20 protein-coding genes are annotated in these 23,166 nt (G+C 60.9%); 7 read left to right on the plus strand and 13 right to left on the minus strand.

The features are described 5' to 3' along the window. Positions 1 to 10: 10 nt before the first annotated feature. Genes FOB72_RS32185 through FOB72_RS13615 form a run of 5 tightly spaced genes read right to left on the minus strand, consistent with a single transcriptional unit; the run spans position 11 to position 3,509 of the window. A complete protein-coding gene (locus tag FOB72_RS32185; RefSeq protein ID WP_191002151.1) occupies positions 11 to 175 on the minus strand; it encodes a hypothetical protein in 165 nt (54 codons plus the stop codon). Then, positions 172 to 882, minus strand: coding sequence for a hypothetical protein (locus tag FOB72_RS13600; protein WP_150372997.1), 711 nt, complete (start codon positions 880 to 882; stop codon positions 172 to 174). The genes FOB72_RS32185 and FOB72_RS13600 overlap by 4 nt, the downstream gene beginning before the upstream one ends. Next, positions 879 to 1,658 carry a hypothetical protein gene (locus tag FOB72_RS13605; protein WP_150372999.1) on the minus strand — a complete coding sequence of 260 codons (780 nt, stop codon included), beginning with the start codon at positions 1,656 to 1,658 and terminating at the stop codon, positions 879 to 881. Before FOB72_RS13605 ends, FOB72_RS13600 begins: the two co-directional genes overlap by 4 nt. Positions 1,659 to 1,666: 8 nt before the next feature. Then, positions 1,667 to 3,199, minus strand: a complete 1,533-nt coding sequence (locus FOB72_RS13610; protein WP_150373000.1) for a Tad domain-containing protein — start codon at positions 3,197 to 3,199, stop codon at positions 1,667 to 1,669. Positions 3,200 to 3,221: 22 nt separating this feature from the next. Then, on the minus strand, positions 3,222 to 3,509 hold the full coding sequence (locus tag FOB72_RS13615) for a Flp family type IVb pilin (protein ID WP_150373001.1): 288 nt from the start codon (positions 3,507 to 3,509) through the stop codon (positions 3,222 to 3,224). Positions 3,510 to 3,949: 440 nt separating this feature from the next. On the opposite strand from FOB72_RS13615, the gene FOB72_RS13620 reads away from it, so the two are divergent. Beyond that, positions 3,950 to 4,237, plus strand: coding sequence for an ArsR/SmtB family transcription factor (locus FOB72_RS13620; RefSeq protein ID WP_150373003.1), 288 nt, complete (start codon positions 3,950 to 3,952; stop codon positions 4,235 to 4,237). A 451-nt stretch (positions 4,238 to 4,688) separates the two neighbouring features. Here FOB72_RS13620 and FOB72_RS13625 read toward each other — a convergent pair whose 3' ends face one another. After that, the gene (locus FOB72_RS13625) at positions 4,689 to 5,585 is read right to left on the minus strand and encodes a LysR family transcriptional regulator (protein ID WP_150373004.1); all 897 of its coding nucleotides are present in this window, start codon (positions 5,583 to 5,585) and stop codon (positions 4,689 to 4,691) included. A gap of 120 nt (positions 5,586 to 5,705) precedes the next feature. On the opposite strand from FOB72_RS13625, the gene FOB72_RS13630 reads away from it, so the two are divergent. The 3 genes from FOB72_RS13630 (at position 5,706) to FOB72_RS13640 (ending at position 9,093) form a co-directional block, all read left to right on the plus strand. Continuing rightward, a complete protein-coding gene (locus FOB72_RS13630; protein WP_150373905.1) occupies positions 5,706 to 6,872 on the plus strand; it encodes a mandelate racemase/muconate lactonizing enzyme family protein in 1,167 nt (388 codons plus the stop codon). Positions 6,873 to 6,989: 117 nt separating this feature from the next. Continuing rightward, a complete protein-coding gene (locus FOB72_RS13635; RefSeq protein WP_150373005.1) occupies positions 6,990 to 7,982 on the plus strand; it encodes a tripartite tricarboxylate transporter substrate-binding protein in 993 nt (330 codons plus the stop codon). 169 nt (positions 7,983 to 8,151) lie between these two features. Further along, a complete protein-coding gene (locus FOB72_RS13640; RefSeq protein ID WP_150373007.1) occupies positions 8,152 to 9,093 on the plus strand; it encodes a type II toxin-antitoxin system PemK/MazF family toxin in 942 nt (313 codons plus the stop codon). Positions 9,094 to 9,462: 369 nt separating this feature from the next. On the opposite strand, the gene FOB72_RS13645 is transcribed toward FOB72_RS13640, so the two are convergent. The 5 genes from FOB72_RS13645 to FOB72_RS13665 all read right to left on the minus strand — a co-directional run bounded on the left by FOB72_RS13645 (position 9,463) and on the right by FOB72_RS13665 (position 16,382). Next, a protein-coding gene (locus tag FOB72_RS13645; protein WP_411859798.1) for an IS3 family transposase occupies positions 9,463 to 10,580 on the minus strand; the annotation gives its coding sequence in 2 pieces (ribosomal slippage) (positions 9,463 to 10,325 and positions 10,325 to 10,580; 1,119 coding nt in all). Between the two features lie 63 nt (positions 10,581 to 10,643). Continuing rightward, on the minus strand, positions 10,644 to 12,038 hold the full coding sequence (locus tag FOB72_RS13650; protein ID WP_150373009.1) for a RelA/SpoT domain-containing protein: 1,395 nt from the start codon (positions 12,036 to 12,038) through the stop codon (positions 10,644 to 10,646). Between the two features lie 78 nt (positions 12,039 to 12,116). Beyond that, a complete protein-coding gene (locus tag FOB72_RS13655) occupies positions 12,117 to 14,672 on the minus strand; it encodes a DEAD/DEAH box helicase (protein ID WP_150373010.1) in 2,556 nt (851 codons plus the stop codon). Beyond that, a complete protein-coding gene (locus FOB72_RS13660; RefSeq protein ID WP_223851334.1) occupies positions 14,665 to 15,519 on the minus strand; it encodes a DUF1837 domain-containing protein in 855 nt (284 codons plus the stop codon). The genes FOB72_RS13655 and FOB72_RS13660 overlap by 8 nt, the downstream gene beginning before the upstream one ends. Before the next feature lie 287 nt (positions 15,520 to 15,806). Then, complete coding sequence (locus tag FOB72_RS13665; protein WP_150373013.1) at positions 15,807 to 16,382, minus strand: hypothetical protein; 576 nt, start codon at positions 16,380 to 16,382, stop codon at positions 15,807 to 15,809. 325 nt (positions 16,383 to 16,707) lie between these two features. On the opposite strand from FOB72_RS13665, the gene FOB72_RS13670 reads away from it, so the two are divergent. After that, entirely contained in the window at positions 16,708 to 17,778 is a 1,071-nt protein-coding gene (locus FOB72_RS13670) for a competence protein ComEC (RefSeq protein WP_150373014.1), read from the plus strand. Positions 17,779 to 17,783: 5 nt separating this feature from the next. Next, on the plus strand, positions 17,784 to 18,572 hold the full coding sequence (locus tag FOB72_RS13675) for a hypothetical protein (protein WP_150373015.1): 789 nt from the start codon (positions 17,784 to 17,786) through the stop codon (positions 18,570 to 18,572). Between the two features lie 237 nt (positions 18,573 to 18,809). Here FOB72_RS13675 and glmS read toward each other — a convergent pair whose 3' ends face one another. Both glmS and glmU read right to left on the minus strand, forming a co-directional pair. Then, on the minus strand, positions 18,810 to 20,648 hold the full coding sequence (glmS, locus tag FOB72_RS13680; RefSeq protein ID WP_150373017.1) for a glutamine--fructose-6-phosphate transaminase (isomerizing): 1,839 nt from the start codon (positions 20,646 to 20,648) through the stop codon (positions 18,810 to 18,812). Positions 20,649 to 20,677: 29 nt separating this feature from the next. Further along, entirely contained in the window at positions 20,678 to 22,042 is a 1,365-nt protein-coding gene (gene glmU / locus FOB72_RS13685) for a bifunctional UDP-N-acetylglucosamine diphosphorylase/glucosamine-1-phosphate N-acetyltransferase GlmU (RefSeq protein ID WP_150373018.1), read from the minus strand. Between the two features lie 199 nt (positions 22,043 to 22,241). Between glmU and FOB72_RS13690 the strand changes: the two genes are divergently transcribed. Beyond that, on the plus strand, positions 22,242 to 23,129 hold the full coding sequence (locus FOB72_RS13690; protein ID WP_223851335.1) for a DUF6279 family lipoprotein: 888 nt from the start codon (positions 22,242 to 22,244) through the stop codon (positions 23,127 to 23,129). Positions 23,130 to 23,166: the final 37 nt, after the last annotated feature.

A 23,166-nucleotide genomic window follows, 5' to 3' on the forward strand; every position in this document is an offset into this window, starting at 1 on the left:
GGCGACGCGCTCAGGGCACGGCGATCGCGTAGCTGTACGACTGGTAGAAGGTCCTGAAGGCCGCGAGCAGTTGATTGATCACGGAGTTGTCGCCCCCCACGATGAGCAACAGGATCACGACCACGAGCATGACCACGTACTCGGCGTAGGCCTGACCGGCCTGGCCCCGCTTCACAGCGTCCTCGACACGTTGATGACCGCGCGCGTGGCGGCCCCGCGCGGCAAGAAGGTCGCGTCCAGCTTGTAGCCTTCCTTTTGCAGCGCGATGGCACGCCCGCCGCGCAGTCCGGCCGCGCGCGGGACGCCGGCATCGGCCAGCACGCGCCAGCCGCTCGCGAGCAGACTCGACAGGAAGCGCGCATGCGTGCCGCGCGCGCTGCCGTCGACATCGACGACCACGGTGCGCGCGACCGCCATCGGGTCGCGGCTCACGGTATCGGACACGACGCGTCCGCCCACGGGCAACGGCATGGCGCGCGCGCCGACTTCCGTTGGCAGATCGGCGCGCTGCAGGCGCATGGCGCTGAAGAGGCCGCCGCTCATGCCATCCGCGCCGCGCTGCGCGGGCATCTGCAGCACATAGCTGCAGTCGTTCTCGATCGCGGTGATCAGCCAGCCCTTGCGGCTGCGCAACGCGCGAGAGGGCACGCCGGCGTCCTCCCAGTAAGCGCGCCAGCGGCGTGCCACCTCGTCGGGGCTGTCCTTGTAGGAGACCGCCATCACGGTCACGGGCATGCCATCGACGAGCGTGTCCTCGCCGAGCCACGCGGCCGCGTCGGGCTTCATCGGCTTGCGCGCGCACGCGCCCGCGACGGCCGCGTGCGCGGCACACGTCATGAGTAGCGCGACCGATGCGGCGCGCATGAAGGCTGCGAAGTTCATTGACCCACCCTGTCCGCCGGGACCACGTCCGGCGCAATCTTGCCGAGATCGAGCCCCGTGATATCCGGCGCAAAGACGGCCAGCGGCATGAAGATGGCGCTGCCGAGGAATTCGCCGCGATGCAGCGGCGCGAGGTTGGTCACCTGCGCGAGCGTCCCGTCACGCCCGTCCGGTGTCCATGCATTGGTGAGCAGCACGTTGGCGTCGCTGGCCGTGAAGCCGGTCCAGCCCGGCCACAGCTTGCGCAGCGTCTGGCTGTCCGCGCCCACGGCGACGTCGATCTGCGCACGCTGCTGGTTCGTGATGGACAGGTCCGGCCCCACGCCGACCGCGCCGCCCGCATCGAGGACGCCGATCGCGGTGTCGAGCGCCGTGCCCGTGTTGGTGCGCGAGGTGCGCAGCTGTATGTCTTCGTATCGCTTGAGCAGGTCCTTGCCCGCGACGTCATGCCACATCGGCAGGCCGCCCTGCGGCAGGGCATTGCGCGTACCGTCGTCCGCGCGCAATGCCGGCGCGTCGTGGCCGAACACGCGTTGCACCGCTTCGCTGCGCAGCGCCTGCGGCGTCTTGGTGACGGACGCGCCATACTTGTTCCAGCCCGCGTCGTCGAGGTACACGGTGCGTTCCCACGCCGCATAGCGGCTGGCCATCAGCGTCTTGGTACGCACGTCGTGAAAACGGCCGAGCATCGCAAGCGCGAGGAACAGCAGCACGAGCACGCCGCCGGCGGCCGCGGCGAGTTCGACGAGGGCCTGGCCGCGTTGACGAAGACGCATCGCTCGCATCATGGCGCTCCCGCGGCCTGCGCGGCGGCGGCCGCTTCGAGCTCGACCGTCGGCGTATCGACGAGCGATGCCTGCCAGTACGGATTGAACAGGCTCGGATACTCGTAGCGGTTGTCCGAACGGTTCCACGACGCCGCGCGCAGCAGCGCGCCCGCGCCGCTGCTATTGCGCGGCCGGATGAAGTACGCGCTGGCGCTTGCGAGCGCGCGCAGCTCGCTCGACGGGGCGCCTTCCTGCAGGCCCACGCGGCCCACCCCGACCCGCAGCGTGGACGTCGTGCGCGTGCTTGCGATATTGCGCGAGACCTGCAGCGTGAGGGTCGGCGCGCGATTGAAGTCCGCGCCCTTCGCCGGCGTGGCATTGGCCGGCGTGGAAAGGTCGTAGTACTGCTGCAGGCCGGCGCGGCTGCTGTTGTCGAGCGAGGTGCCGGGGCCGGCCGAGTACTGCATGCCGGCGGCAACGGCCGCCGCGCTGGCGATCGCATCGCCGATATGGCCCGTGCCGCGATATCCGCTCGTGCCCGAGTAGCGATTGCCGGGGCCGTTCGCGGCGCCGCCGCGGCCCATCGACTCGATGATCGGGATGATCAGCGGCACCGGTTCCGGCAGGAACAGGCAGCTGATAAAGCCTTCGGCCGCGGTTGCGTCGAGCGCTTCCCAGCCCTTCATGTCCGGGCGCAGCTGCGTGGCGCCCGAATGCGGCTGGCCGACCAGCATGAACGTTACCGACGCGCCCGTGCAGCCCTTGTACGCGGTGCTGGCGACGAACGGCGTGCGGATATTGCCGCGCTCGGGCGTAAAACCGTCCATGCTCGCGTCGTCGGTCACCACGTCCGCAAAGCGGTCGCCCGTACCGCCCGCACCCTTGGCGCCGGTAGCCTGCGGGTCCGTGCGTGTCGTGAATTTCTGCCACGCCGCGATGCGTGGCGCGCCGAGCGTGGCGAGGTAGCCCTTGTCGGCATGCGTGTCGCGCTGGTTCGCCTGCGCGACTTCCTCGGCGACGAACGGCATGTTGAGCTTGGTGGCCACCGTATAGGCCTGCTGCGCGAGGGACAGGCCCTCGATCAGCACGTCGAGGCCCTTCACCGCGGTTGGCGCGACCGAATTCACGGTCGCCTTCAGCGGCGCGATGATGGGCCGCGCGACCTGCTTGGGCAGGGTCCACTGCACGGCGCCGAGGTCCGCGAAAATGTTGACCAGTTCGTCGGTGACGTGATCCTTGCCGTCAGTCTCGTCGACTTCCTCGATCCACGACTTGAGGCTCAGCAGCTGGGCCACGTGCACCTGGTTCGCGACCATTGCGCGGTTGGTGTACGCGGCAAAGTTGTAGTCCCGTGCCTGCATCACCGCCACGCTGTACGCGGCGGCATCGGCCGTGTTCTGCAGCTTGGCTTTGGCGGTGGTCAGCTGCGAAGCGTTGAACGCCACGTACAGCGCCACCGCGCCCACGGCCAGGAAGATGAGGGCGAAGGCCAGCGCCTGCCCTCGTTGCCGGGCGGGCGCGGCCGTGCGCCGGTGACGCACGCTGCACATGATATCGACACCAATCTTCTAATTATTTGCCGGTGTCGTTGCCGACGTTGAAGTTGTTCAGGCCCTTGCCCTGATTGGCCTTGCTCGTGGCCTGGCCCGAGGACTCGCCGGCGCGGTTGATGTTGTTCTGCGACTCGTCGGTCTTGCCCGACATTTCCGAGGCCAGCGCGGCGGTCTGGTTGCGGATGGTCTGGCCGAACATCGCGTACACGCCGATCGCGGACACCGCGATGAGGGCCACGATGATGATGTATTCGGTCATGCCCTGACCGGCCTGGCGGAACTTGCGGCGAAGCTGTGCGAACTTCATGACGGACTCCTTCTGCGTGGAATACGGGGAAATGGATGGCACCTGCTGGGCCAAATGGCTCGATTAAGCGGCCCCATCCCGGACACCGGTCCAATGGGACGGCGGCGAGAATCGTAGCAAAGCCACCGTTTTGTCTGAAGCAGAATAGTTTCAATGTTTTTAGCAGCATTGAAATGTCACGAATAGTTTGTAGTTTAATGCTGGTAAGCCTATTATTCGGCGTTCGCTACCGTATATGAATTCTGCGCGGATGTGTCATTTTTACATGGTCCGCGTTTGAAATTTCGTTGTATGGAACGTTCAACATGTCGTTCTTCTATCCCGCGCGGGGCCTTGCAGTACAAGGCACTGGGAGCGAGAATGGCAGGCTAAGGGGAGCGGCGGCAGGCATGCCGTTGTATTTGTCGGGAATTCAATAATAAGCAGGGAAGTATAATCCGATGGATATCAAGAACGCTGCAGATATTCTGGGAGCACTCGCCCAGGAGAATCGTCTGCGTATATTTTTATTATTAACAGAAGCCGGGCCAGAAGGTATTTCGGCGGGAATTATATCCGCCTCTTCCGATTTGACACCTTCCGCGGTGACATTTCATTTGAAGGAATTAGTCAGGACCGGTCTGGTAAAGTGCCGGCAGCAGGGTCGATTCATGATTTATTCCGCCACCTGCGAGGGCATCGCGCCCGTTCTCGATTTTCTCAATACCAAATGCGCCATGCTTTGCTGATGGCCCGATAGCCGCGCCGGAGGCGGCTTTCGGGGCATCGGCCGGGGGCCGGTCCGGGGCTGCGCCGCTCGATGACTTTCGCGTGACATATGCTCCCCTCGTCGGGAGGATGGCGGCGGCAATTCCCCCTCCGATGAGGGGTATAAGCAACATGTCCAATTGCCGACCGCTTGTCTCGATTTTGTTTCAGTTTTGAAGCATTTGCGGCACCGCGCAATCGCGCCATCCGCCCGCGGATTGTCACTCCTGTTATTTCTTTCACATTGGAATGCGCGCATTCGCACGGTTTTGCGCCAGCGTTTCGACGGCGATTGGCGACCTTCGCCTTATTACAGCGTTTACTTAATCAACGACGCTGTTCGGCGCGCCGCCCATAGCAAAGAACCTGGCCGAGAACGGGGCGAACGTCGGCTGCACGCGCGCCGCGCGTCGCCGTTCGTTTCAAACGCAATCATCCGCGCGCGAAGGCTTCCGCGAGGAAGTCGATGAACGCCCTCGCGCGTGCGGTCTGGTTACGGCGGTTGGGGTAGTAGACGAACAGGTCCGCGGACGGCAGTGTGCATTCCGGCAACACCACGCGCAGGCGACCGCTTTCGAGATACTTGGCGAGGTCCCATTCCGAGCGGATCAGGATGCCGTGGCCATCGAGCGCCCAGCCCAGCACGATGTCGCCATCGTTGCTCGACAGGCTGCCCTCCACCTTGATCGCTTCGCTATGTTCCTGATGCGTAAAACGCCAGATGCCATACGCATCGTCGTTCTGGCGATGGATGATGCAGCGGTGCCGTGCGAGGTCGGCGAGCGTGCGGGGCGTGCCGTGGCGTTCGAGGTAACCGGGCGACGCGCACAAAAAACGCCGGTTCGACATGATGCGGCGCGCGGCCAGGCGGCTGTCGGGCAGCGTGCCGAAGCGGATAGCGAGGTCGAACCCCGTCTCCACGAGGTCGATCGGGCGATCGGTCACCTGCAGCTGCACCTCGACCTCGGGGAAGCGGCGCGCGAACTCCGACACGAGCGGCGCGATGGTAGTGCGGCCGAAGCCGAGCGTGGCGTTGACGCGCAACAGGCCGCGCGGCGCCACGCCCCCGCTGGAGACGGCCTCTTCCATCGCGCGCAACTCGGCGAGGATGCGCGTGGCGTAGCGCAGGTAGGTCTCGCCCTCGTCGGTCAGGCTGACGCTGCGGGTGGTACGGTTGACCAGACGCACCCCGAGACGTGCCTCCGTCTGCGCAAGCCGCTTGGTCGCGGCGGGCGGCGTGAGGTCGAGTTCGCGCGCGGCCGCGGCAAGGCTGCCGCGGCGGGCGATCAGCACGAAGAATTCGAGTTCGGACGCGAGGTCGGACTTCATCGTCTATTCACCGTCGGTTAATAGTCAATTGACTGCCGGTGAATTCTAGGTGCGATCGTGGCTTCTATGCTACCGACTCGTTTCCGCCATCCTGTTCAGGCGGACGCCCCCGGAGACATGATGAGAATCGTTGAAATTCGCGAGAAGACGCTGCCGATCAGCTCGCCCATCCGCAATGCCTATATCGACTTCAGCAAGATGACGCTGAGCCTCGTGGCCGTGATCACCGACGTGATCCGCGACGGTAAGCCCGTGGTCGGCTACGGCTTCAATTCCAACGGCCGCTACGGCCAGGGCATGCTGATGCGCGAGCGCTTTATCCCCCGCATCATGGAGGCGGACCCCGACTCGCTGGTCGACGCCACCGGCAACAACCTCGATCCGCACAAGATCTGGGACACGATGTTCACGAACGAGAAGCCTGGCGGCCATGGCGAGCGTTCGGTGGCCATCGGCACGATCGACATGGCCGTATGGGATGCCGTCGCGAAGATCGAGGGCAAGCCGCTGTTCCAGCTGCTCGCGGACCGCTACGGCGACGGCAAGCCGAACCGCAAGGTGTTCGTCTACGCCGCGGGCGGTTACTACTATCCGGGCCAGGACCACGGCAAGCTCAAGGACGAGATGCGCAGCTATCTGGACCGCGGCTACACGGTGGTCAAGAAGAAGATCGGCGGTGCGTCGCTCGATGAGGATCTGCGCCGCATCGATTCGATCCTGAGCATCCTGCAGGACGGTCAGCGCCTTTGCGTCGATGCCAACGGCCGCTTCGATCTCGACACCGCGATCCAGTACGCCAAGGCGCTGTCGCAATACGACCTGTTCTGGTACGAGGAAGCCGGCGATCCGCTCGACTACGAATTGCAGGCCACGCTGCGCAACTACTACGACAAGCCGATGGCGACCGGCGAGAACCTGTTCTCGATGCAGGATGCGCGCAACCTCATCCGCTACGGCGGCATGCGCCCCGATCGCGACTGGCTGCAGTTCGACTGCGCGCTGTCGTATGGCCTCGTCGAGTACCTGCGCACGCTCGATATGCTCAAACAGCATGGCTGGTCGGCCAGCCGCTGCATTCCGCACGGCGGGCACCAGATGTCGCTGAACATCGCCGCGGGCCTGGGCCTCGGCGGCAACGAGAGCTACCCCGACCTGTTCCAGCCGTATGGGGGCTTCCCCGATGGCGTGAAGGTGGAGAACAGCTACGTGACCATGCCCGATCTGCCCGGCATCGGCTTCGAGGGCAAGTCCGATCTCTACAGCGTGATGCAGGCGCTGTCGGCCTGATGCTGTCGGCCTGATGCCTTCGTTCTGATCCCACGCCCCCGCCTGCGACGCAGGCGGGTTTCGCTTTTTCGCTGTACGCTTTGCACCGCAGTACCACCACAAGAATCAGGAGACAACATGCTGAACCCGCGCACGATCTTCCGTGCCGCAGGCCTCGCTGTAGCCTGTGGTATCGCTGTCACCCCCGCCATCGCCCTCGCCGACTATCCCGACAAACCCATCACGCTCGTCGTACCCTTCGCCGCTGGCGGGCCCAGCGACAAGATCGCCCGCGACGTGGCGGAGGCGCTGCGCAAGCAGCTCAACCAGACCGTCGTCGTGGAGAACACGACGGGCGCCGGCGGCACGATCGGCACCGCCCGCGTCGCGCGCGCGACGCCCGATGGCTATACGCTACTGGTCCACCATATCGGACTGGCCACCGCGCCGTCGCTCTACCGCAAGCTCGGCTACAAGAGCTCCGACCTCGAGTTTCTCGGGCTGATCAACGAAGCGCCGTCGACGCTGATCGGCAAACCCCAGCTCGCGCCGAACACGCTCGCCGACCTGCGCAAGCTGATCTCCGCGGACGGCGACAAGCTGAACCTCGCGAACGCAGGCGTAGGGTCGGCCTCGCACCTGTGCGGGCTCATGCTGCAGAGCATGCTCAAGAGCAAGATGACGTTCGTGCCGTACAAGGGTACGGGCCCGGCGATGTCGGACCTGATGGGCGGACAGGTGGACCTGATGTGCGAACAGGCCACCAACAGCACGCCGCAGATCGAAGGCAAGAAGGTCAAGGCCTACGGCGTCAGCAGCCTCCAGCGCTCCGCCGTGCCCGCGCTGGCAAGCGTCCCCACGCTGAATGAAGCGGGCCTGCCGGGCTTCAACTTCACGGTCTGGCACGGCCTCTACGCGCCACACGGCACCCCGCCCGCGGTCCTCACCAAACTCAACACGGCCCTGCGCGCCGCGCTGAAAGATCCCGAACTTATCAAACGAGAAGAGGCGCTCGGCATCACGATGGTCACCGACGACCGCCTGTCGCCGGCGGGCCACAAGAAGTTCTACGACGCGGAGGTCGCGCACTGGGGCAAGATCATCCAGGACGCGGGGATCCAGCCGGAGTGAACGAGTAAGGCGATTTCGTAGCGCGGCGATGTACGCGCTGCACGCTGTTTCATAGAGTTGCCATCACGCATCGATCGGCCTGTCGCCACGATGCGAAAGGTGAAGGGCCTCCCGTCGGGAGGCCTTTCGTTTTGCGCAGCCGACATGGAACACGCGGTTCCCATCGACGATGGTCGTCATCCTTTACGAAGAAGCGAAGGTGGATGCAGCCACCGGTACCGAGACATATCTCACCCTCGGCCACGAAGCCCACCACGGCATCGAGCAGGTGCTCCTGCCGGTCAGCCCGACCGTGGGCAATCCCATTTTCCTCACGAAGAAATTCATCGGCCACGCCGAGTACCGGTGGCAAGTCCACAGCGTTCAGTGGGAGCCATCCGCCGACCGACTGACCTATCGCGTCCGGCTCATCCGACGCACGCAGATCGACAAGCAGTACTACCTGAAGAACATCCTCGCTGCGCGCCGGAAAGGCGCCCGCGGGGTGCTGCACCCTTGGGCGCTGGTGGAGGTCGAGTTCGGCCACCACTTCAACGTTGGCGACGCGCAGGGCGAGTTCAGGGAAAGCAAGCAGTATGTCGATACGATTCAGCTGTACAGCATGCCAAAGCGACGACTCGCGGTGGTGACGCAGGTGATCGAGCGAAAGGCGGAAGACCTGGTACAGGTCATTCCGATCAGCTCGAAGTCGCCGGACGCCGATGAGAAGGCAGTCGTAGAAGTCACGTCGCAACTTTCACGAATGTCTCATTACCAGAAGCGCAGTTGGGCGATATGCACGATGATCCAAACCGTCACGGCCAGTCGCATCATTGCGCCACTCGTGGTGCATGACGGGAGACGCCATTCGCGCGATACAACTTTTAACGTCTTCATTCGAGGACAGGCTCGAGCCCAGCTGAGGGATGCCATCTTGCACGGCGTGGCGGCAGGTAGTCGTATCACGGAAGCCGAATCGCTAGCCGCGGAGAAGGCGCTGTCTGACCGCTTGCAGCAAGAGATCAGGACAATGAGATCTCAGTTGGAATTGTTCACGCTGTATGAGAAGGTCGCCGCCGATTCCAAACTGACGCTGGAAGAGATGCGGCAACTTTTCCCTGAGGACGTCTAGCACATAGGCGTTCTACGAAACGTGCGGCAGCGCATTGTTACCGGCCCTGCATCCCGCTATACTCGAACCGTTTGGTGATGGGTCCCGGCCAGGACCGGCCATCGCGACGGTTAAGAGCCTCCTGCGTAGTAACTTCTGAAAGCAAAATCCGCCCTCCGTGGCGGATTTTGTTTTTCGAGCGTGCATTTCACGCTTGCGGCATTTGCCGTGAGAGGGCGAAGGAGATGAGCACGGCATCGCGCCAGGGTCTGTTGATGAGTCCCGGGGCGGGGCCCGCCGAGCTGTCCCTTGGGCAAAGAAAATGGCCTCCAGTAGGAGGCCATTTTTTCGTACGCGATGGTCCAAAGCATTAGTGACCTGCCCCCGGTTTTAGTACGGCATGCGATTAGAGTCCGGGGTTAAAAACGCTGCCTTCCCCTGAGCGAATTGCGCAGGGGTTAGGTAGCCGAGCGAGCTATGAGGCCGCTCGGTGTTGTACTCATTGCGCCAATCTTCAATCAGCGTCTTGGCGTGACGCATCGAAACAAACCAGTGTTCGTTCAGGCATTCGTCGCGGAACCGACCGTTGAAGCTCTCGATATAAGCATTCTCCACAGGCTTGCCCGGTCGAATGAACGAGAGCGTAACGCCTGCCTCGTAGGCCCACGCATCCAGCACCTTACCAGCGAACTCCGGACCGTTGTCCACCGTGATGGACGCCGGCAAGCCGCGCGCCTCCTTCAACCGCTCGAGAACCTGCATTACTCTCATGCCCGGCAATGAGGTGTCCACCTCGATAGCCAAGCACTCGCGCGTGTAATCATCCACCACGTTCAGGCAACGGAATCGCCGACCATGCGCCAGTCCATCCGAGACGAAGTCCATCGACCAGCTCTGATTCGGGCCGGTTGTGATCGGCAACCGCGTGCGTTCAACGGCAGGAATACGCTTGCGGCGACGCCTGCGCACGCTCAGTCCAGCCTTGCTATACAGGCGCCAGATGCGCTTGTGATTGGCCAGGCAGCCTTCCCGCTTCAACAGGACGTGAATCCGGCGATAGCCATACCGGCGCTTCTGCGCGGCAATAGCCGTCATCCGCTCGGTCAGCACCTCATCGTCGATTCGGCGACGCGATTCATAGTGAAACAGCGAACGCGAAATCCCTACCAGCCCGCAGGCGCGGGTGACACCCATAGCGCGTTCGGTCACCAACATCCGGACCGCTTCACGCCTGGCCTGCGGGCTGACTATTTTCGCGACAGCAAATCCTTCAGCGCCGCGTTGTCGAGCATCGAATCGGCCAGCAGGCGTTTGAGCTTGTTGTTCTCCTGTTCCAGCTCCTTCAGACGCTGCGCGTCGGAGACAGTCATACCGCCGAATTTTGCCTTCCAATTGTAGTAGGTGGCCTCCGAGATGCCGTGTTTGCGGCAAAGCTCCGCGGGCTTCAGGCCCGCTTCGGCTTCCTTCAGCACGCCGATAATCTGTTCTTCAGTGAATCGCTTCTTCATGACCGCTCCTCCTGGGAACGGACTCTACATCGTCACGGTACTAAACACGGGGCGCAGGTCACGTCAGGCAGATTTTTCCTTTTTGGCCATGGCTCTTTCGGCAGCGGCCCTGACGTCATCACGGCTATCGCTCCGCAACTGACTAAGCATGGACGATAGCTCCTCACCCATCAACTGAACAAACTTTACATCCGGCATCTCAATACCATGGACGAGGTTATTGCGAACGCGACGCATGAACTCGATGGCGGACAATTGCTCTGCCGTGAAGACTTGGAGTGCTTCGACTAATTTTCTATTGGTAACAAACAGAATTTTGTTCTTCCGCATCCCTCGCATCTCGGCCATTTCCCTGAGGAATCTCTCCAGAGTTATCCACTGAGCCAGGAAAAACCCGATTTCCCCGTTGTCTGAACGACCATTGTCTGGATGAATGACTCCTTCATGCGCAGGAACACTGGTCGACGTATGCCCATAGATTCTCGGGGCCGCCTCCTGGGTAGTCTCCTGTTTCCGAGCAAGGGCGTATGCGTTGTATCGCTCTGGGTCTGCAGCTACAATCCGGTCAGCAATCTGTTCAGACACAGGGCGCGACTCTGACCCTGGACTTAGATTCTCTAGATATGGAGCGAGGTCATCGGGATTTGAAATGTTGAGAATCTTCAGAAGTCGAAACAGCAGCTGCACGTCACCAACGACTGGCTCTGTCGACGGGTCTTCGTCTTTTGCCCTCACATACTTAACGAGGTACGAGGCCAAATCGTAGTGGTTCTCAAAATTTGCGCCTTGCTTCGATAGCCTGACTTCCGCCGCTCGTTGAAGCCGCTCTAACGCGATTTCACCCGTTAGAACCATTCCGTTTAGCTCGTCAAGGATGGCCAACTCGTCCTCGGATAGCTCTCCCTGGAGAGGCTTGTACACAAGGTCATGTTCAACTTCAGACCATGCGTGCATCAAGACAGACGCAACTTGCACTTCAACCCGAGCCTCAGAGAAACGCTTGTTCGCATCGGCCAGCGTGCTCTCTTGAATTTGTAGCCGGTAATGTGTCGCCCAGTACCCCGTGAATCGCTTCCGGTACGATGCTGGGCCAGAGGTACCTTTGAACTCTTTCGGTTCCTCATTCAAGAAGAATTTCTCGCGGATAATCTTGTCGACCTCCGACCTCTCGGCAGGGAAATACAGGGCGACTCGAACGCCGGCCAAATCAACGATGTCTGCGAAGATGTCCTCCACAGCCGCATACTTCTTATCCACGCCACGCTGCCTAACCTTCGCCTCTAGGCGCTTTGGATTCTTTGCCCTCGAAGTGACCATCGCGCGGATACCAGAAGACTCGAGTTGGGCCTCTAGCTGTTGGGCGACGATACGTCCTGCTTGCTCGAAAAAATCGAACTCTCGGCGGTAGCGCCCAATAAACTGGGCGATGATGTCGCCGCTAGTGGAAGGATTGCTCATGAAATTCCGTGTGTGAATTTTTTTGCGTGTACGGACTCTGACGGGTGACGTCATCACTCAGCATCAGACGATAGAGCCTCAGTCCAACAATCCAAGTCTCTCTAGTTCCCGAACAACGAAAGGCGAAAGCTCTCCGCGCCAGAACCACTTCGCTTTCAGTTCCTGCCGAATGAACCCTGCATCCTTGTCCTTCGGAAGGAACTTGGACACTTCCAAGGCGGCGATTCGAGACATGCCGAGCTCCATCGCGGAGACGAGCGTTCTCTCACACGCACCAAGCTCCAAGAACAATGGAATGGGCGGCATTTCTGCTTCGTCACTGCGGCCGATTTCAAAGAGCTTGTGCGTGAGGATATCCATGTAACACCGCAGGTACTTGACGTAATGGTAGCGCAGCTTCGTCTCTACTTGCTCCATGACTGTTCTAGCGAATGACCCAATTTTTTCGGGCTCAAACGCTTCCAGTTTGGCTTTCCGGAGTTCCCATGCAACTCGGTTATCAATCAACGAGCGCAGCGAGTCACCACGCATCCAGGCGAGCGCAAACCAGCCATAGAAGAACTCCTCGTTGGTCAGCTTGCCTTCTAGATGAGTATGAATTGCCCGAAGGGCCGTTTCCAACTGCGTCTTTGCGTCCGGGTACTTGCTACGAGGATGCACAAGAATCATGCTGCTAAGCATCCTGTCGGACGCACGTTCTGTGAAGTGGTCGTACAGCGCTTGCTGGCGCAGTGGCGATATCAGATTGTTGCGCCGGAGCAGCGACGTGGGCAAGGACACACGGTCTTGTGCGGCCATCACGGCGTCCTTCAAAGCCGAGGCGCTTACGGTCGGATACCGCGCCAGTGCGCGCTCAATGGTCTGGTCGATTGTCCCGTCTCGAGCGTCCAGGAACAACCGCGTGAATACGCTTTCCGCGAGCGCCTCCTTTTTGACACCGGACTTATGGTGAAGGTCTTGCGCATAAGTCAACACCAGCTCTTGTTTGGTGCCAAGCGCGTCGCAAATGGAGGGCTCTACGTCCGTCGTTTGCTGGTCTGAAACAGGTTGAGATTCCCAATCCTCGTAATCGACCAGAAACACGTTACCGTGTGTATCACGCTTCAGCCTCCCGGCGCGGCCCGCAAGATTCCAGAACTCATTGGCCTCCAGCGGTCCTTTTGTACCCTTCTTAGGATTCTTCAGAAAGATGTTGCGCGCGGGAAGGTTCACTCCCTGGAGCAGCGTGGACGTGCAGACCAAATACTTGATATGCCCCTCGTCAAAGTACTCTTCGACCGCTTTCGATATCGTCGTCGGTAGGCGTCCGTAGTGCACGCCGACACCCTTTCTTAGTACCTTTGCAAGCTTGAACTCTGGATGGATGTGCTCCGCAACGAAACTGGAGAGCTTTTCCAGCGGCGAATCAACGAAGTTCTCAAGTTTAGGCAAGCCGTCAGCCAAATCTGAAGCAGCCTTGTCAGCAGTCGAAGGCGCCCACGCGTAGACAATGCTCTGCCCATCCTTCCCAAGTTCTAAGGCGGCTGTCACGAGCCTATCGTCCTTGGCGGTGCTTCGCTCCGTTAGGATGCTACCGACGTTCAGATTGTCTTGGCCTTGCCGATGCAGCTGAACTGAGACCATCCGACTTGGTTTCCGGCCACTGCAAGTAACGAACAGAAGATTCTGACGTACTGGTCGAACGGCGCTCCGAACTGTCTGCACCTCTTTTGCTCCGAGCAAAGGTGCGATGGTTCGCGCGTCTTTGGAACTTGGGGTGATGAACAGCATCTTGCTCTCGGGGTGCCGAGTAAGCGCGTCTTCTAGGCAACCAAGGAGCAGAATCCCTCTATCCGCGTCACCGATTTGCTGTGCCTCATCCACGATTACGACATCGAACTCAATCGTGGACTCGTTCAGAATGGTCTGTAGGCGCTCTTGCGTAAGCACAAAGACCAGACTCTTCCCCGCATGCAAGTCGTCATGAACCTGCGGAACGCTGCTAACTACCACCCTGTCTGCCAGCGGCTTCAGGGCGTGAGTGAGGCTGGCCTGCACCTCAAAAATGAGCGAACGAGAAGGTACTAGGTAGACAATGTTTCTGGTTGCCTGGGTGTTTGCCAGTTCATCCAGCAGGTACATCTGGACCAGAAAGGACTTTCCTGCGGAAGTAGGTGCGGACACATTCACGAACTGGTGTCCGTGCAGCCGCGACCAAACGTCCGCTTGGAAATCTGTGAAAACAATCTCCCGCCCGAGCACATTGACCGTGTTCTGGTCGCGGCGGGCCGCTTCGCGGACCTTCAACGTCCACGGTAGCTCTTGCTCGATGAGTGGTCGGTCGGAGACATAATCACCGGCAGGAAAGTTGCCTGTCTCAGCCAGAATGTGGCGCCATACGCCGCGGAGCCTGGAATCTGCATCGCAAGCGACCAAGGAGTACGCAATATCTTGAGCGAGACCCTGGTGCCTCGGCTCCGTCGAGCGCGCCAAAGCAATTGCTGCCTCACTCAACCTGGCTGCCCGAACCGTTTCTAAGCTAGATTGACCGCCGACCAACGGAATCAGACTTTGCTTCTGCAGGTCCGCTAGCGCTTCCTGGAACAAGGGGCTGGACTCAATGCGCTCTGCTAGCCTGAAAGCGAATTCAGCCATTCATCGCCTCCTGAAACTTGGCTCGAAACAAGTCCACTGATGGCACAGGGAAGATGAACAAATCGACGTTCTCAAGCTCAATCCCGTTGTGCTTGAGGTGGCTCCGAGCCGTACCGATTTTTTGATTCATCGCCCGCTTGTAGTAATTGAGGAACGTTTCCTCGACTTCGGCTAACGGCACGTCAGCGACCTTCGCGTAAGCGTGATAGTCGAAGCCGACAAGTATCGCGAAGCGGTCAATTCGTCGATTGCCTTCCTCGGTCTCGAACGGGTTGAGGAAGCGCAGCAGGTATTCAATACCTTGCTCAGGGAAGTTTCCTAAGTCGTGGAAGTTCGACACCAAGTCGAGCTCGCGCTCCAGGCGCCCGCCCTTGTTTGTCACAAGGGCCGCCACGGACTCCGCCGCATCTTGCATGGCACTAGCGAACTGTTGATGCATCTTTGACTCTCCGAAATAGAGAATCAGTGCATCAGTTTTTTCGCACCATCCCGCATGGAGACCATCAGCCCCATGGACCGGCATGTTAGTACTGGTCTTCAGCCGCATCTTCGAGACAATCAATGGGGCGCGGAGATAGTGCTCGATGAGCGCATACAGGAGCAGTTCTCCGGCTTCCCCGGAGCGGTCGTCCGCGTCGGGTGCCATGAAAAGGCTCCGGGCTTTCGCGGCGAGTTCTTCAACCGCGCCGGTCTCCAAGTCACCGGCTTCGTTGTCGAGACGCTTGGCTTTACGGCGGTCCGCCCGCGTTGCGCAGAACTTCGTGATCTCCTTAACCAACATCTTCGCCAACTCTTCCATTGTCGGTCGGCGGTCTTTGAAGACTGGATAAAGGAAATGCGCATTCACGCAAGGCAGAGTCGTAGACGTGAAGTCAACGCGTCTGATGCGTACATCGACGATGTGCGAATCGACAATGCTGCTTATTCTGCCCGCTCGGGACCCCGTCGGGAAAGGCTCATCTTGCATTAGGTAACACCACCTCTGAACCGGCGCCAGACGACCCTACGCCCCCGGCACAACGAAACTTAGACCAGATGTAATTGATATTAATATCTTGATTGCCGCTCGAACGCAGTTTACATCGGCATATTGTGCTGTGGAGTCTCCCCCCTTAGGAGGGGACTCGTCACCGGCTAAGCCAATGCCCCGTGTACGCTTTGCCACCGTATCTCTTTGTAAGGTCCCCAATGCATCTGTGATAGTTGTTCTGCCTCGCGAACCTGTAAAGCGAACTCGTCGAGTGTCATTTCGATGGACTGGTCCTCGCGGTCTTCCGACATGTCCCAATCGAGTGGGACAAACACTAGCAGCGGTGCAGCGTCACTTATCCTGCCGGATTCGGTAAAACGGTGCTTCCCGGGCGCCGCCCATCTCCCGTGGGCATATTCATTTCGAAATGCCCTTGCTTTGTGAGCACGGCGAAACCATAGGTCCATCTCCTGCCATCCTTTCGAGTTGCTCGCTCCCCATGCTCGTTCCAACAGCTTCTCCAACGCCTTGAGCCGCTCCTCCAGCCGGGCGATTCGGGGTCTTAGCAGCTCTTGAATCTTCGCGTCCTCGGGGTGACCCCAGTAGCGAAGCTGTAGACCCACATGCAGGTCGAGTCTCGCCACGGAATGAACGAGGCGACCTAACAGCATATGGAAGCGGTCTTCCATGGTCAGTTCTACATTACCTTGAGCCACTTCATTTCGGTCTACTGCTGGCATTTGATTTTTCTCTGCGTACCTGCTTTTTGATATTGCGCTGCATCAAGAATCACGTCCAGCCTCTTCTGCGCATCGGACCTGTCGTTTCACGGTAACAACTGCCTATTTCCCGACTAGTTTCCGTACTTCTTCGGTGCTACGTTGGCAATCACATCGCACGCCTCACTAGCATGGCGGACATCACCCAAGTGGGTCGTCGCCGATATTCATCGCCAGCGCAGAACTGCGATATCTCAGTAGCAGTTGAACAGCTACTAAGCCCCCGCGTTATGAAGCATTGTTCACGCGGCAAAAGAATACTCACAAAGCGAAGGGATAGGGACCGATGTTTGATTTCTATGAAGTCGACTTCCTACCGGTGGAAACGAGTAAAAGCGGAGACGCAATTGCCATTCGCTACCGTATCGGCGGGATTACTGGCGTCCACGTGGTTGATGGAGGCTATCTCGAAACAGGGGAAGCCATCGTCGAACACCTCAGGACCCACTACGGCACCACCCATATTGACAACGTCGTGCTCACGCACCCTGACCAAGACCATGCCAATGGGCTTCGTAAGGTGCTTGAGTCGTGCACTGTCGACACGCTCTGGATAAATCGTCCTTGGCTCTATGCTGAAGCGCTCATAGACCGCTTCGAGACCTATGAGTCGGTCGACGCGCTGCGCAGGAAGCTACGGTCCATCTACTCAGCAACCGCCGCGCTCGAGGACCTTGCCACCGAGAAGGGTATCCCCATGAAGAGTCCCCTTCAAGGCGCCGAAATTGGCCCCTTCGTGGTTCTTGCTCCCTCCATACAACGCTATGCGGACCTCATTGTCGCGTCAGAAAAGACGCCCGAGGCCGCTGAGGACAGCGCGTTCAACAGCTTGTTAGAGGAGCTTCGGAAGGCAATGAAGACGGCCTCAAATCTGGTCAAGGCGGCGTGGGGTGCTGAGACGTTTCCTGCCGATGGGACGAGCAGCGAGAACGAGATGAGCGTCGTCCAGTACGCGCTTATTAATAATCGTCGAATTCTCCTCACTGGGGATGCGGGGAGGGAAGCATTGGCGGAGGCTGCTGACTACGCGCCGTTCGTCGGCTTGGCGCTGCCAGGAATTGACGACTTCCAGGTGCCGCATCACGGAGGCCGACACAACGTCGACACTGCAATCTTGGACCGATTGCTCGGCCAGCGCCTTCCCGAGATTCCGCAGGAAACCTCGTGGCGCGCCGTATGCAGCTCAGCGAAAGCGGACGAAGACCACCCACGCAAGTCCGTAAAGCGCGCGATGATGCATCGCGGAGCCTGGTTTGGGGCAACAGAGGGCAATGGAATCTTGCTCGCGCATGGCATCAGCCGAGCAGGATGGACAGGCATGGCACAAGCAGACTACCCCACAGAGCAAGAGGACTGACTGCTATGGCGCTCAACGGGCTTCTTGAGTTGGTCCGCGACCCATACCAGCAGAAGGCCAGGGTCTTCCCCGGCCTTCTCACCGCGCTTCCCATTCTCGTGCCACTTCTATGGATTCTCGGTCCGAAGAATCCAATTTTGACCGCCTTGTTGGGCCTCGTGACGTCCTGCGGAGCAATCTACGGCTTGGCGAGCGTTGCGCGCGGCCTCGGAAAACGTCTGGAAGGGCGACTCGTGGCCAAATGGGGCGGCCTACCAACGACCATCATCTTGCGCCACCGGGACCGTCATTTGGACGACTACTCAAAGGCGCGATACCGCAGCGTAATTGAAGCGAAGTTAGGAGTGAAACTGCCAACAGTTGACGAGGAAAACGCGGAACCAGATGTCGCTGACCAAATGTATGACGGCGTAACGCGACACGTCCGCGAACTGACGCGAGGCAAAGAGCACGCGTTACTGCTCAAGGAAAACATCGCATATGGGTTCCACCGGAACATGCTGGCGATGAAGCCTCTGGGTGTCATCACCAGCCTCGTCGGTATGCTGTTCGGGGTCATGATAAGTGGGATGGTCCAGCTCTCGCCCTTCCAGATTCACGCGGACAAAGTTGCGAGCCCAGGCGCTGCTGGCGGCATCACTCTGGTTGTGTCCATTGTGGTTTTCGCCTCATGGATGTATTTCACCGAAGACCACGTGAAGCGCATTGCGTACACGTACGCGGAACGGCTTTTTGAATCTCTTACCGTCATCAAGCAGCAGCGCCGAGGTAAGGCTACGACTAGCGCTGTCTAGGCGGCTATTTCGTTCCGGTGCAGGGAACGCCACGGCCGACATCGCGCATCTCGGCCACGCCTCCGAAAAGCGCGAAAACGCCGCCGATGAAAAGCGCCGAAATCAGCACTTTAATTAGTTAGTCCGACACTTCAAGTCTTTGAATCAGCGGGGATTTCTGGAAATGTCGGACTAACTTTCTTAGGCGTCGGACTAACTAATCAAAGTCACTAGCGAAACGCTTACTGCAAGACGGCGTTACTCCACCGTCACCGACTTCGCCAGATTCCGCGGCTTGTCCACATCCGTGCCACGTGCGCATGCCGTGTGATACGCCAGCAATTGCAGCGGCACCACGTGCAGGATCGGCGACAGCGCGCCGTAGTGTTCGGGCATGCGGATGACCTGGATGCCGTCCGACGACTGGATATGCGTATCCGAGTCGGCGAAGACATACAGGCGGCCGCCGCGTGCGCGGACTTCCTGGATGTTGGACTTCAGCTTCTCCAGCAGCGCATCGTTCGGCGCCACCGTGACCACGGGCATGGCCTCCGTGACGAGCGCCAGCGGACCGTGCTTCAGTTCGCCCGCCGGGTACGCTTCGGCGTGGATATACGAGATTTCCTTGAGCTTCAGCGCGCCTTCCAGCGCGATCGGGTAGTGCAGGCCACGCCCGAGGAACAGCGCGTTCTCGCGGCGAGCGAAGTCTTCCGACCAGGCAATGATCTGCGGCTCCAGGGCCAGCACGCCGTGCAGCGCCGCCGGCAGGTGGCGCAGGTTCGTCAGCGCCCTGGCTTCGTCGTCGCCGCTCAGGTAACCGCGTACCTTCGCCAGCGCGAGCGTCAGCATGTACAGCGCCGCCAGTTGCGTGGTGAACGCCTTGGTCGATGCCACGCCGATCTCGGTGCCCGCGCGCGTCAGGAAGCGCAGTTCGGTCTCGCGCACCATCGCGCTCGTCGCGACGTTGCAGACCGCGAGCGTATGCGTATGGCCCAGCGAGCGCGCATGGCGCAGCGCGGCCATCGTGTCGGCGGTCTCGCCCGACTGCGAAATCACGACCACAAGCGCGCGCGGATTCGGCACCGTGTCGCGATAGCGGTATTCGCTGGCGACCTCGACCTGCGTCGGGATCTTCGCGATCGACTCGAGCCAGTACTTGGCCGTGCAGCCCGAGTAGTAGCTCGTGCCGCAGGCGAGAATCAGGATGCTGTCGATGCCGGCGAACACCGCCTCGGCGCCCTCCCCGAACATCTCCGGCGTGATCGCGTCCACACCCTCGAGCGTGTCGCCGAGCGCGCGCGGCTGCTCGAAGATTTCCTTCTGCATGAAGTGGCGGAACGGCCCAAGCTCCACCGCCGCGGCGTGGGCTTCCACCACACGCACTTCACGCTCGACCACATGGTCCGACCCATCGCGGATGACCACGCCATCGAGCGAGATCTCGGCGACGTCGCCCTCTTCCAGATAGACGATACGGTTCGCGGTACCGGCCACGGCCAGCGCGTCCGAGGCGAGGAACGCCTCGTTGTCGCCCAGTGCCACGACCAGCGGCGAACCCGCGCGCGCGCCAACCACGCGCTGCGGCTGGTCCTTGGCGATCACGGCAATCGCATACGCGCCATGCAGGCGCTTGGTCACCACACGCACCGAGGCGTAGAGGTCGCCGCGCGTCGCGCTGCTCGGATACGTGTAGGCCTGATGGATCAGGTGGGCCACCACTTCGGTATCGGTCTGCGACTCGAAACCGTAGCCCGCGGCACGCAGTTCTTCGCGCAGCGGCTCATAGTTCTCGATGATGCCGTTGTGCACTAGCGCGATGGTCTCGTCCGAGAAATGCGGGTGGGCATTCAGCGTATCGGGCTTGCCGTGCGTGGCCCAGCGCGTATGCGCGATGCCCGTCATGCCGGCGAGGCCCGACGATTGCGTCTGCGTGTCGAGATCGGCCACGCGCGACACGGTACGCGCGCGTTCCAGCATCTCGTCGCGCACGATGGCCACGCCACACGAGTCATATCCACGATACTCGAGGCGCCGCAGGCCCTCGATCATGACCGGTACGATATTGCGGGTAGAAACCGCGCCGACAATGCCACACATTTTTAAACCCCCGATGAATTTTGCTTGCTTTACTTCTTGGCCGGCTTGACCGGACGCGTCCAGCCCTCCAGGGTCATCTGCTTCGCGCGCGACAGCGTCAGCTTGCCCTCGGGCGCTTCCTTGGTCAGCGTCGTGCCTGCGCCGATCGTCGCGCCACGCCGCACCGTCACCGGCGCCACGAGCTGCGTGTCCGAACCGATGAACACGTCGTCCTCGATCACCGTGCGCAGCTTGTTCGCGCCATCGTAATTGCAGGTGATGGTGCCCGCGCCGATATTGACGCGCTGCCCCACCGTCGAGTCCCCCACGTAGGCGAGATGATTCGCCTTGCTGTGGTGACTGATCTGGCTGTTCTTGACCTCGACGAAGTTGCCGATATGCACGTCCTCGCCGAGTTCCGTACCCGGGCGCAGGCGCGCATACGGACCGATGCGTCCGTCCGGCCCGATTGTTGCTTCGTCGATATGGCAGAAAGGTTGCAGACGCGAACCCTTGCCGATCTTCGCATGACGAATCACGCAATGCGCGCCGATATGAACACCGTCTTCCAGATGCACGATGCCTTCGAACACGCAGCCGACATCGATCGTCACATCGCGGCCGCACGTCAGCTCGCCACGCACGTCGATCCGCGCGGGGTCGAGCAGCGTCACGCCGCTCTCGAGCAGCTTCTGCGCGATGTTGCGCTGATGGATGCGTTCGATCTCGGCAAGCTGGACCTTGCTGTTGACGCCCAGCGTCTCCCACAGCGCGGCCGGCTGTGCCGACACGACTTCCACGCCGTCCTGCACGGCGCGCTCGATGGTATCGGTCAGGTAGTACTCACCCTGCGCGTTGTCGTTGCGCAGCGTGGAGAGCCATGTGCGCAGACGCGCGGTGGGGCATACGATGATGCCGGTATTGATCTCGCGGATCGCGCGTTCGTCGTCGCTCGCGTCCTTCTGCTCGACGATGCGCGTGATGCTGCCCGCCGCGTTCCGTACGATGCGGCCGTATCCGGTAGGATCGGACATCTCGACCGTCAGCACGCCCAGGCGTTCGGTGCCCGCGGCATCGAGCAGCGCCTTGAGCGTCGCGGCGCTCGTGAGCGGCACATCGCCGTACAGCACCAGCGTCGGCTGGCTGTCGTCGATCAGCGGCAGCGCCTGCATGACCGCATGGCCCGTGCCGAGCTGCTGGGCCTGTTCGGCAAACTGGACGTCACTGGCGCCGACGGCCGCGCGAACCTGCTCGGCACCGTGGCCCACGACGACGACGAGCTTGCCCGGCGAAAGCGTGCGCGCGGTCGCAATGACGTGAGCCAGCATGGGCTGGCCTGCAACCGGATGAAGTACCTTGGGCAGCGCCGAGTTCATGCGCTTTCCCATGCCCGCGGCAAGAATGACGATATTCACAAGGAGGTCCTAAGTGAGTGTGTCCGGAGAGAAACTTGAAAATCCGCGCCACGGATCGTTTCACCATCCAATGCGGCGAAATCGTTGTCAGGACTGGGTTGCGGGACGTTCTGCGACCCCAGTAAACATGCGCGCCGATTCTAGCATGGCGGGTTATGCCCGACGCCCCGTGGTTTCCGATTCTCACAAAACGCAACATATGCAACGACAGCGCATTTTTTCATGGTTTGCAGCTATTACCGCCTGTGTGGCGCTCGTGGCACTGGGCGGCTGCAACGCGATGAAGCTTGGCTATCAGCAGGGTGACCGGCTGGCCTACTGGTGGGTGGACCGGTATGTGGACGTCTCCGACGCCCAGGAGCCGCCGACGCGCGAGGCCATCCACCGGTTCTTCAGCTGGCACCGCCGCCAGCAGCTGCCGGAGATCGCCACGGTGCTGACGCGCGTCAAGGGCGAGGTCGCCCAGCCCGTCAGCGCCGCGATGGTCCAGCAGGTCCAGCAGGACACCCAGCGGCTGGGCCGGCAGGCCTTCGAGAACGCGGTGCCGGATCTGGCCGACCTGCTGCTGACGCTGACGCCGGAGCAGATCGAGCGCATGCAGGCCAAGTTCGACGAGAGCAACGCCAAATACCGCAAGGAGTTCCTGCGCGGCAACGAGGCAGCACGCACCGATGCGCGCTTCGACAAGGTGATGGAGTACGCGAAGCTGATCTACGGCCGGTTCTCGACCGAGCAGGAAAAGGCCATCCGGGAGGCCATGGGGCCGTACATGCAGGGCGCGGAAGCCCGGTATGCCCAGCGTGTGCAGCGGCAGAAGGAATGGGTGGCGCTGGCGAAGGAAGTCCAGGGCTCGCACCCGCCCAAACCGCAGGTGGAGCAGATGCTGCGCCGCTATGCGGACCAGTGGCAGCGCCCCGGCAAGGAGAACAGCCAGCCCGGCGTGGACCTGACGGTCACGATCGCGAACCTGACGACGCCCGAGCAGAAGGCCCACGCGGTGGACCGGTTCCAGAAGTGGATCGACGATACGCGCTCGCTGATCCGGGAAGGCAACGGTCCGTCGCCGTCGCAGGCGTCCAACAATTGATCGCGCAATGGGCCGTTTGAGACGGCCGCTTCAGACG

This window comes from Cupriavidus pauculus (assembly GCF_008693385.1).
Taxonomy (GTDB): domain Bacteria; phylum Pseudomonadota; class Gammaproteobacteria; order Burkholderiales; family Burkholderiaceae; genus Cupriavidus; species Cupriavidus pauculus_D.

Bases quoted from the DNA above. Each gene is read 5' to 3' on its own strand.
- FOB72_RS13690 (WP_223851335.1), top strand. From the start codon at position 22,242: ATGCAACGACAGCGCATTTTTTCATGGTTTGCAGCTATTACCGCCTGT.
- FOB72_RS13640 (WP_150373007.1), top strand. From the start codon at position 8,152: ATGGTCGTCATCCTTTACGAAGAAGCGAAGGTGGATGCAGCCACCGGT.
- FOB72_RS13670 (WP_150373014.1), top strand. From the start codon at position 16,708: ATGTTTGATTTCTATGAAGTCGACTTCCTACCGGTGGAAACGAGTAAA.
- FOB72_RS13610 (WP_150373000.1), bottom strand. From the start codon at position 3,199: ATGTGCAGCGTGCGTCACCGGCGCACGGCCGCGCCCGCCCGGCAACGA.
- FOB72_RS13635 (WP_150373005.1), top strand. From the start codon at position 6,990: ATGCTGAACCCGCGCACGATCTTCCGTGCCGCAGGCCTCGCTGTAGCC.
- FOB72_RS13650 (WP_150373009.1), bottom strand. From the start codon at position 12,038: ATGAGCAATCCTTCCACTAGCGGCGACATCATCGCCCAGTTTATTGGG.
- FOB72_RS13620 (WP_150373003.1), top strand. From the start codon at position 3,950: ATGGATATCAAGAACGCTGCAGATATTCTGGGAGCACTCGCCCAGGAG.
- FOB72_RS13600 (WP_150372997.1), bottom strand. From the start codon at position 882: ATGAACTTCGCAGCCTTCATGCGCGCCGCATCGGTCGCGCTACTCATG.
- FOB72_RS13630 (WP_150373905.1), top strand. From the start codon at position 5,706: ATGAGAATCGTTGAAATTCGCGAGAAGACGCTGCCGATCAGCTCGCCC.
- FOB72_RS13605 (WP_150372999.1), bottom strand. From the start codon at position 1,658: ATGCGTCTTCGTCAACGCGGCCAGGCCCTCGTCGAACTCGCCGCGGCC.
- FOB72_RS13615 (WP_150373001.1), bottom strand. From the start codon at position 3,509: ATGAAGTTCGCACAGCTTCGCCGCAAGTTCCGCCAGGCCGGTCAGGGC.
- FOB72_RS13665 (WP_150373013.1), bottom strand. From the start codon at position 16,382: ATGCCAGCAGTAGACCGAAATGAAGTGGCTCAAGGTAATGTAGAACTG.
- glmS (WP_150373017.1), bottom strand. From the start codon at position 20,648: ATGTGTGGCATTGTCGGCGCGGTTTCTACCCGCAATATCGTACCGGTC.
- FOB72_RS13625 (WP_150373004.1), bottom strand. From the start codon at position 5,585: ATGAAGTCCGACCTCGCGTCCGAACTCGAATTCTTCGTGCTGATCGCC.
- FOB72_RS13655 (WP_150373010.1), bottom strand. From the start codon at position 14,672: ATGGCTGAATTCGCTTTCAGGCTAGCAGAGCGCATTGAGTCCAGCCCC.
- FOB72_RS13675 (WP_150373015.1), top strand. From the start codon at position 17,784: ATGGCGCTCAACGGGCTTCTTGAGTTGGTCCGCGACCCATACCAGCAG.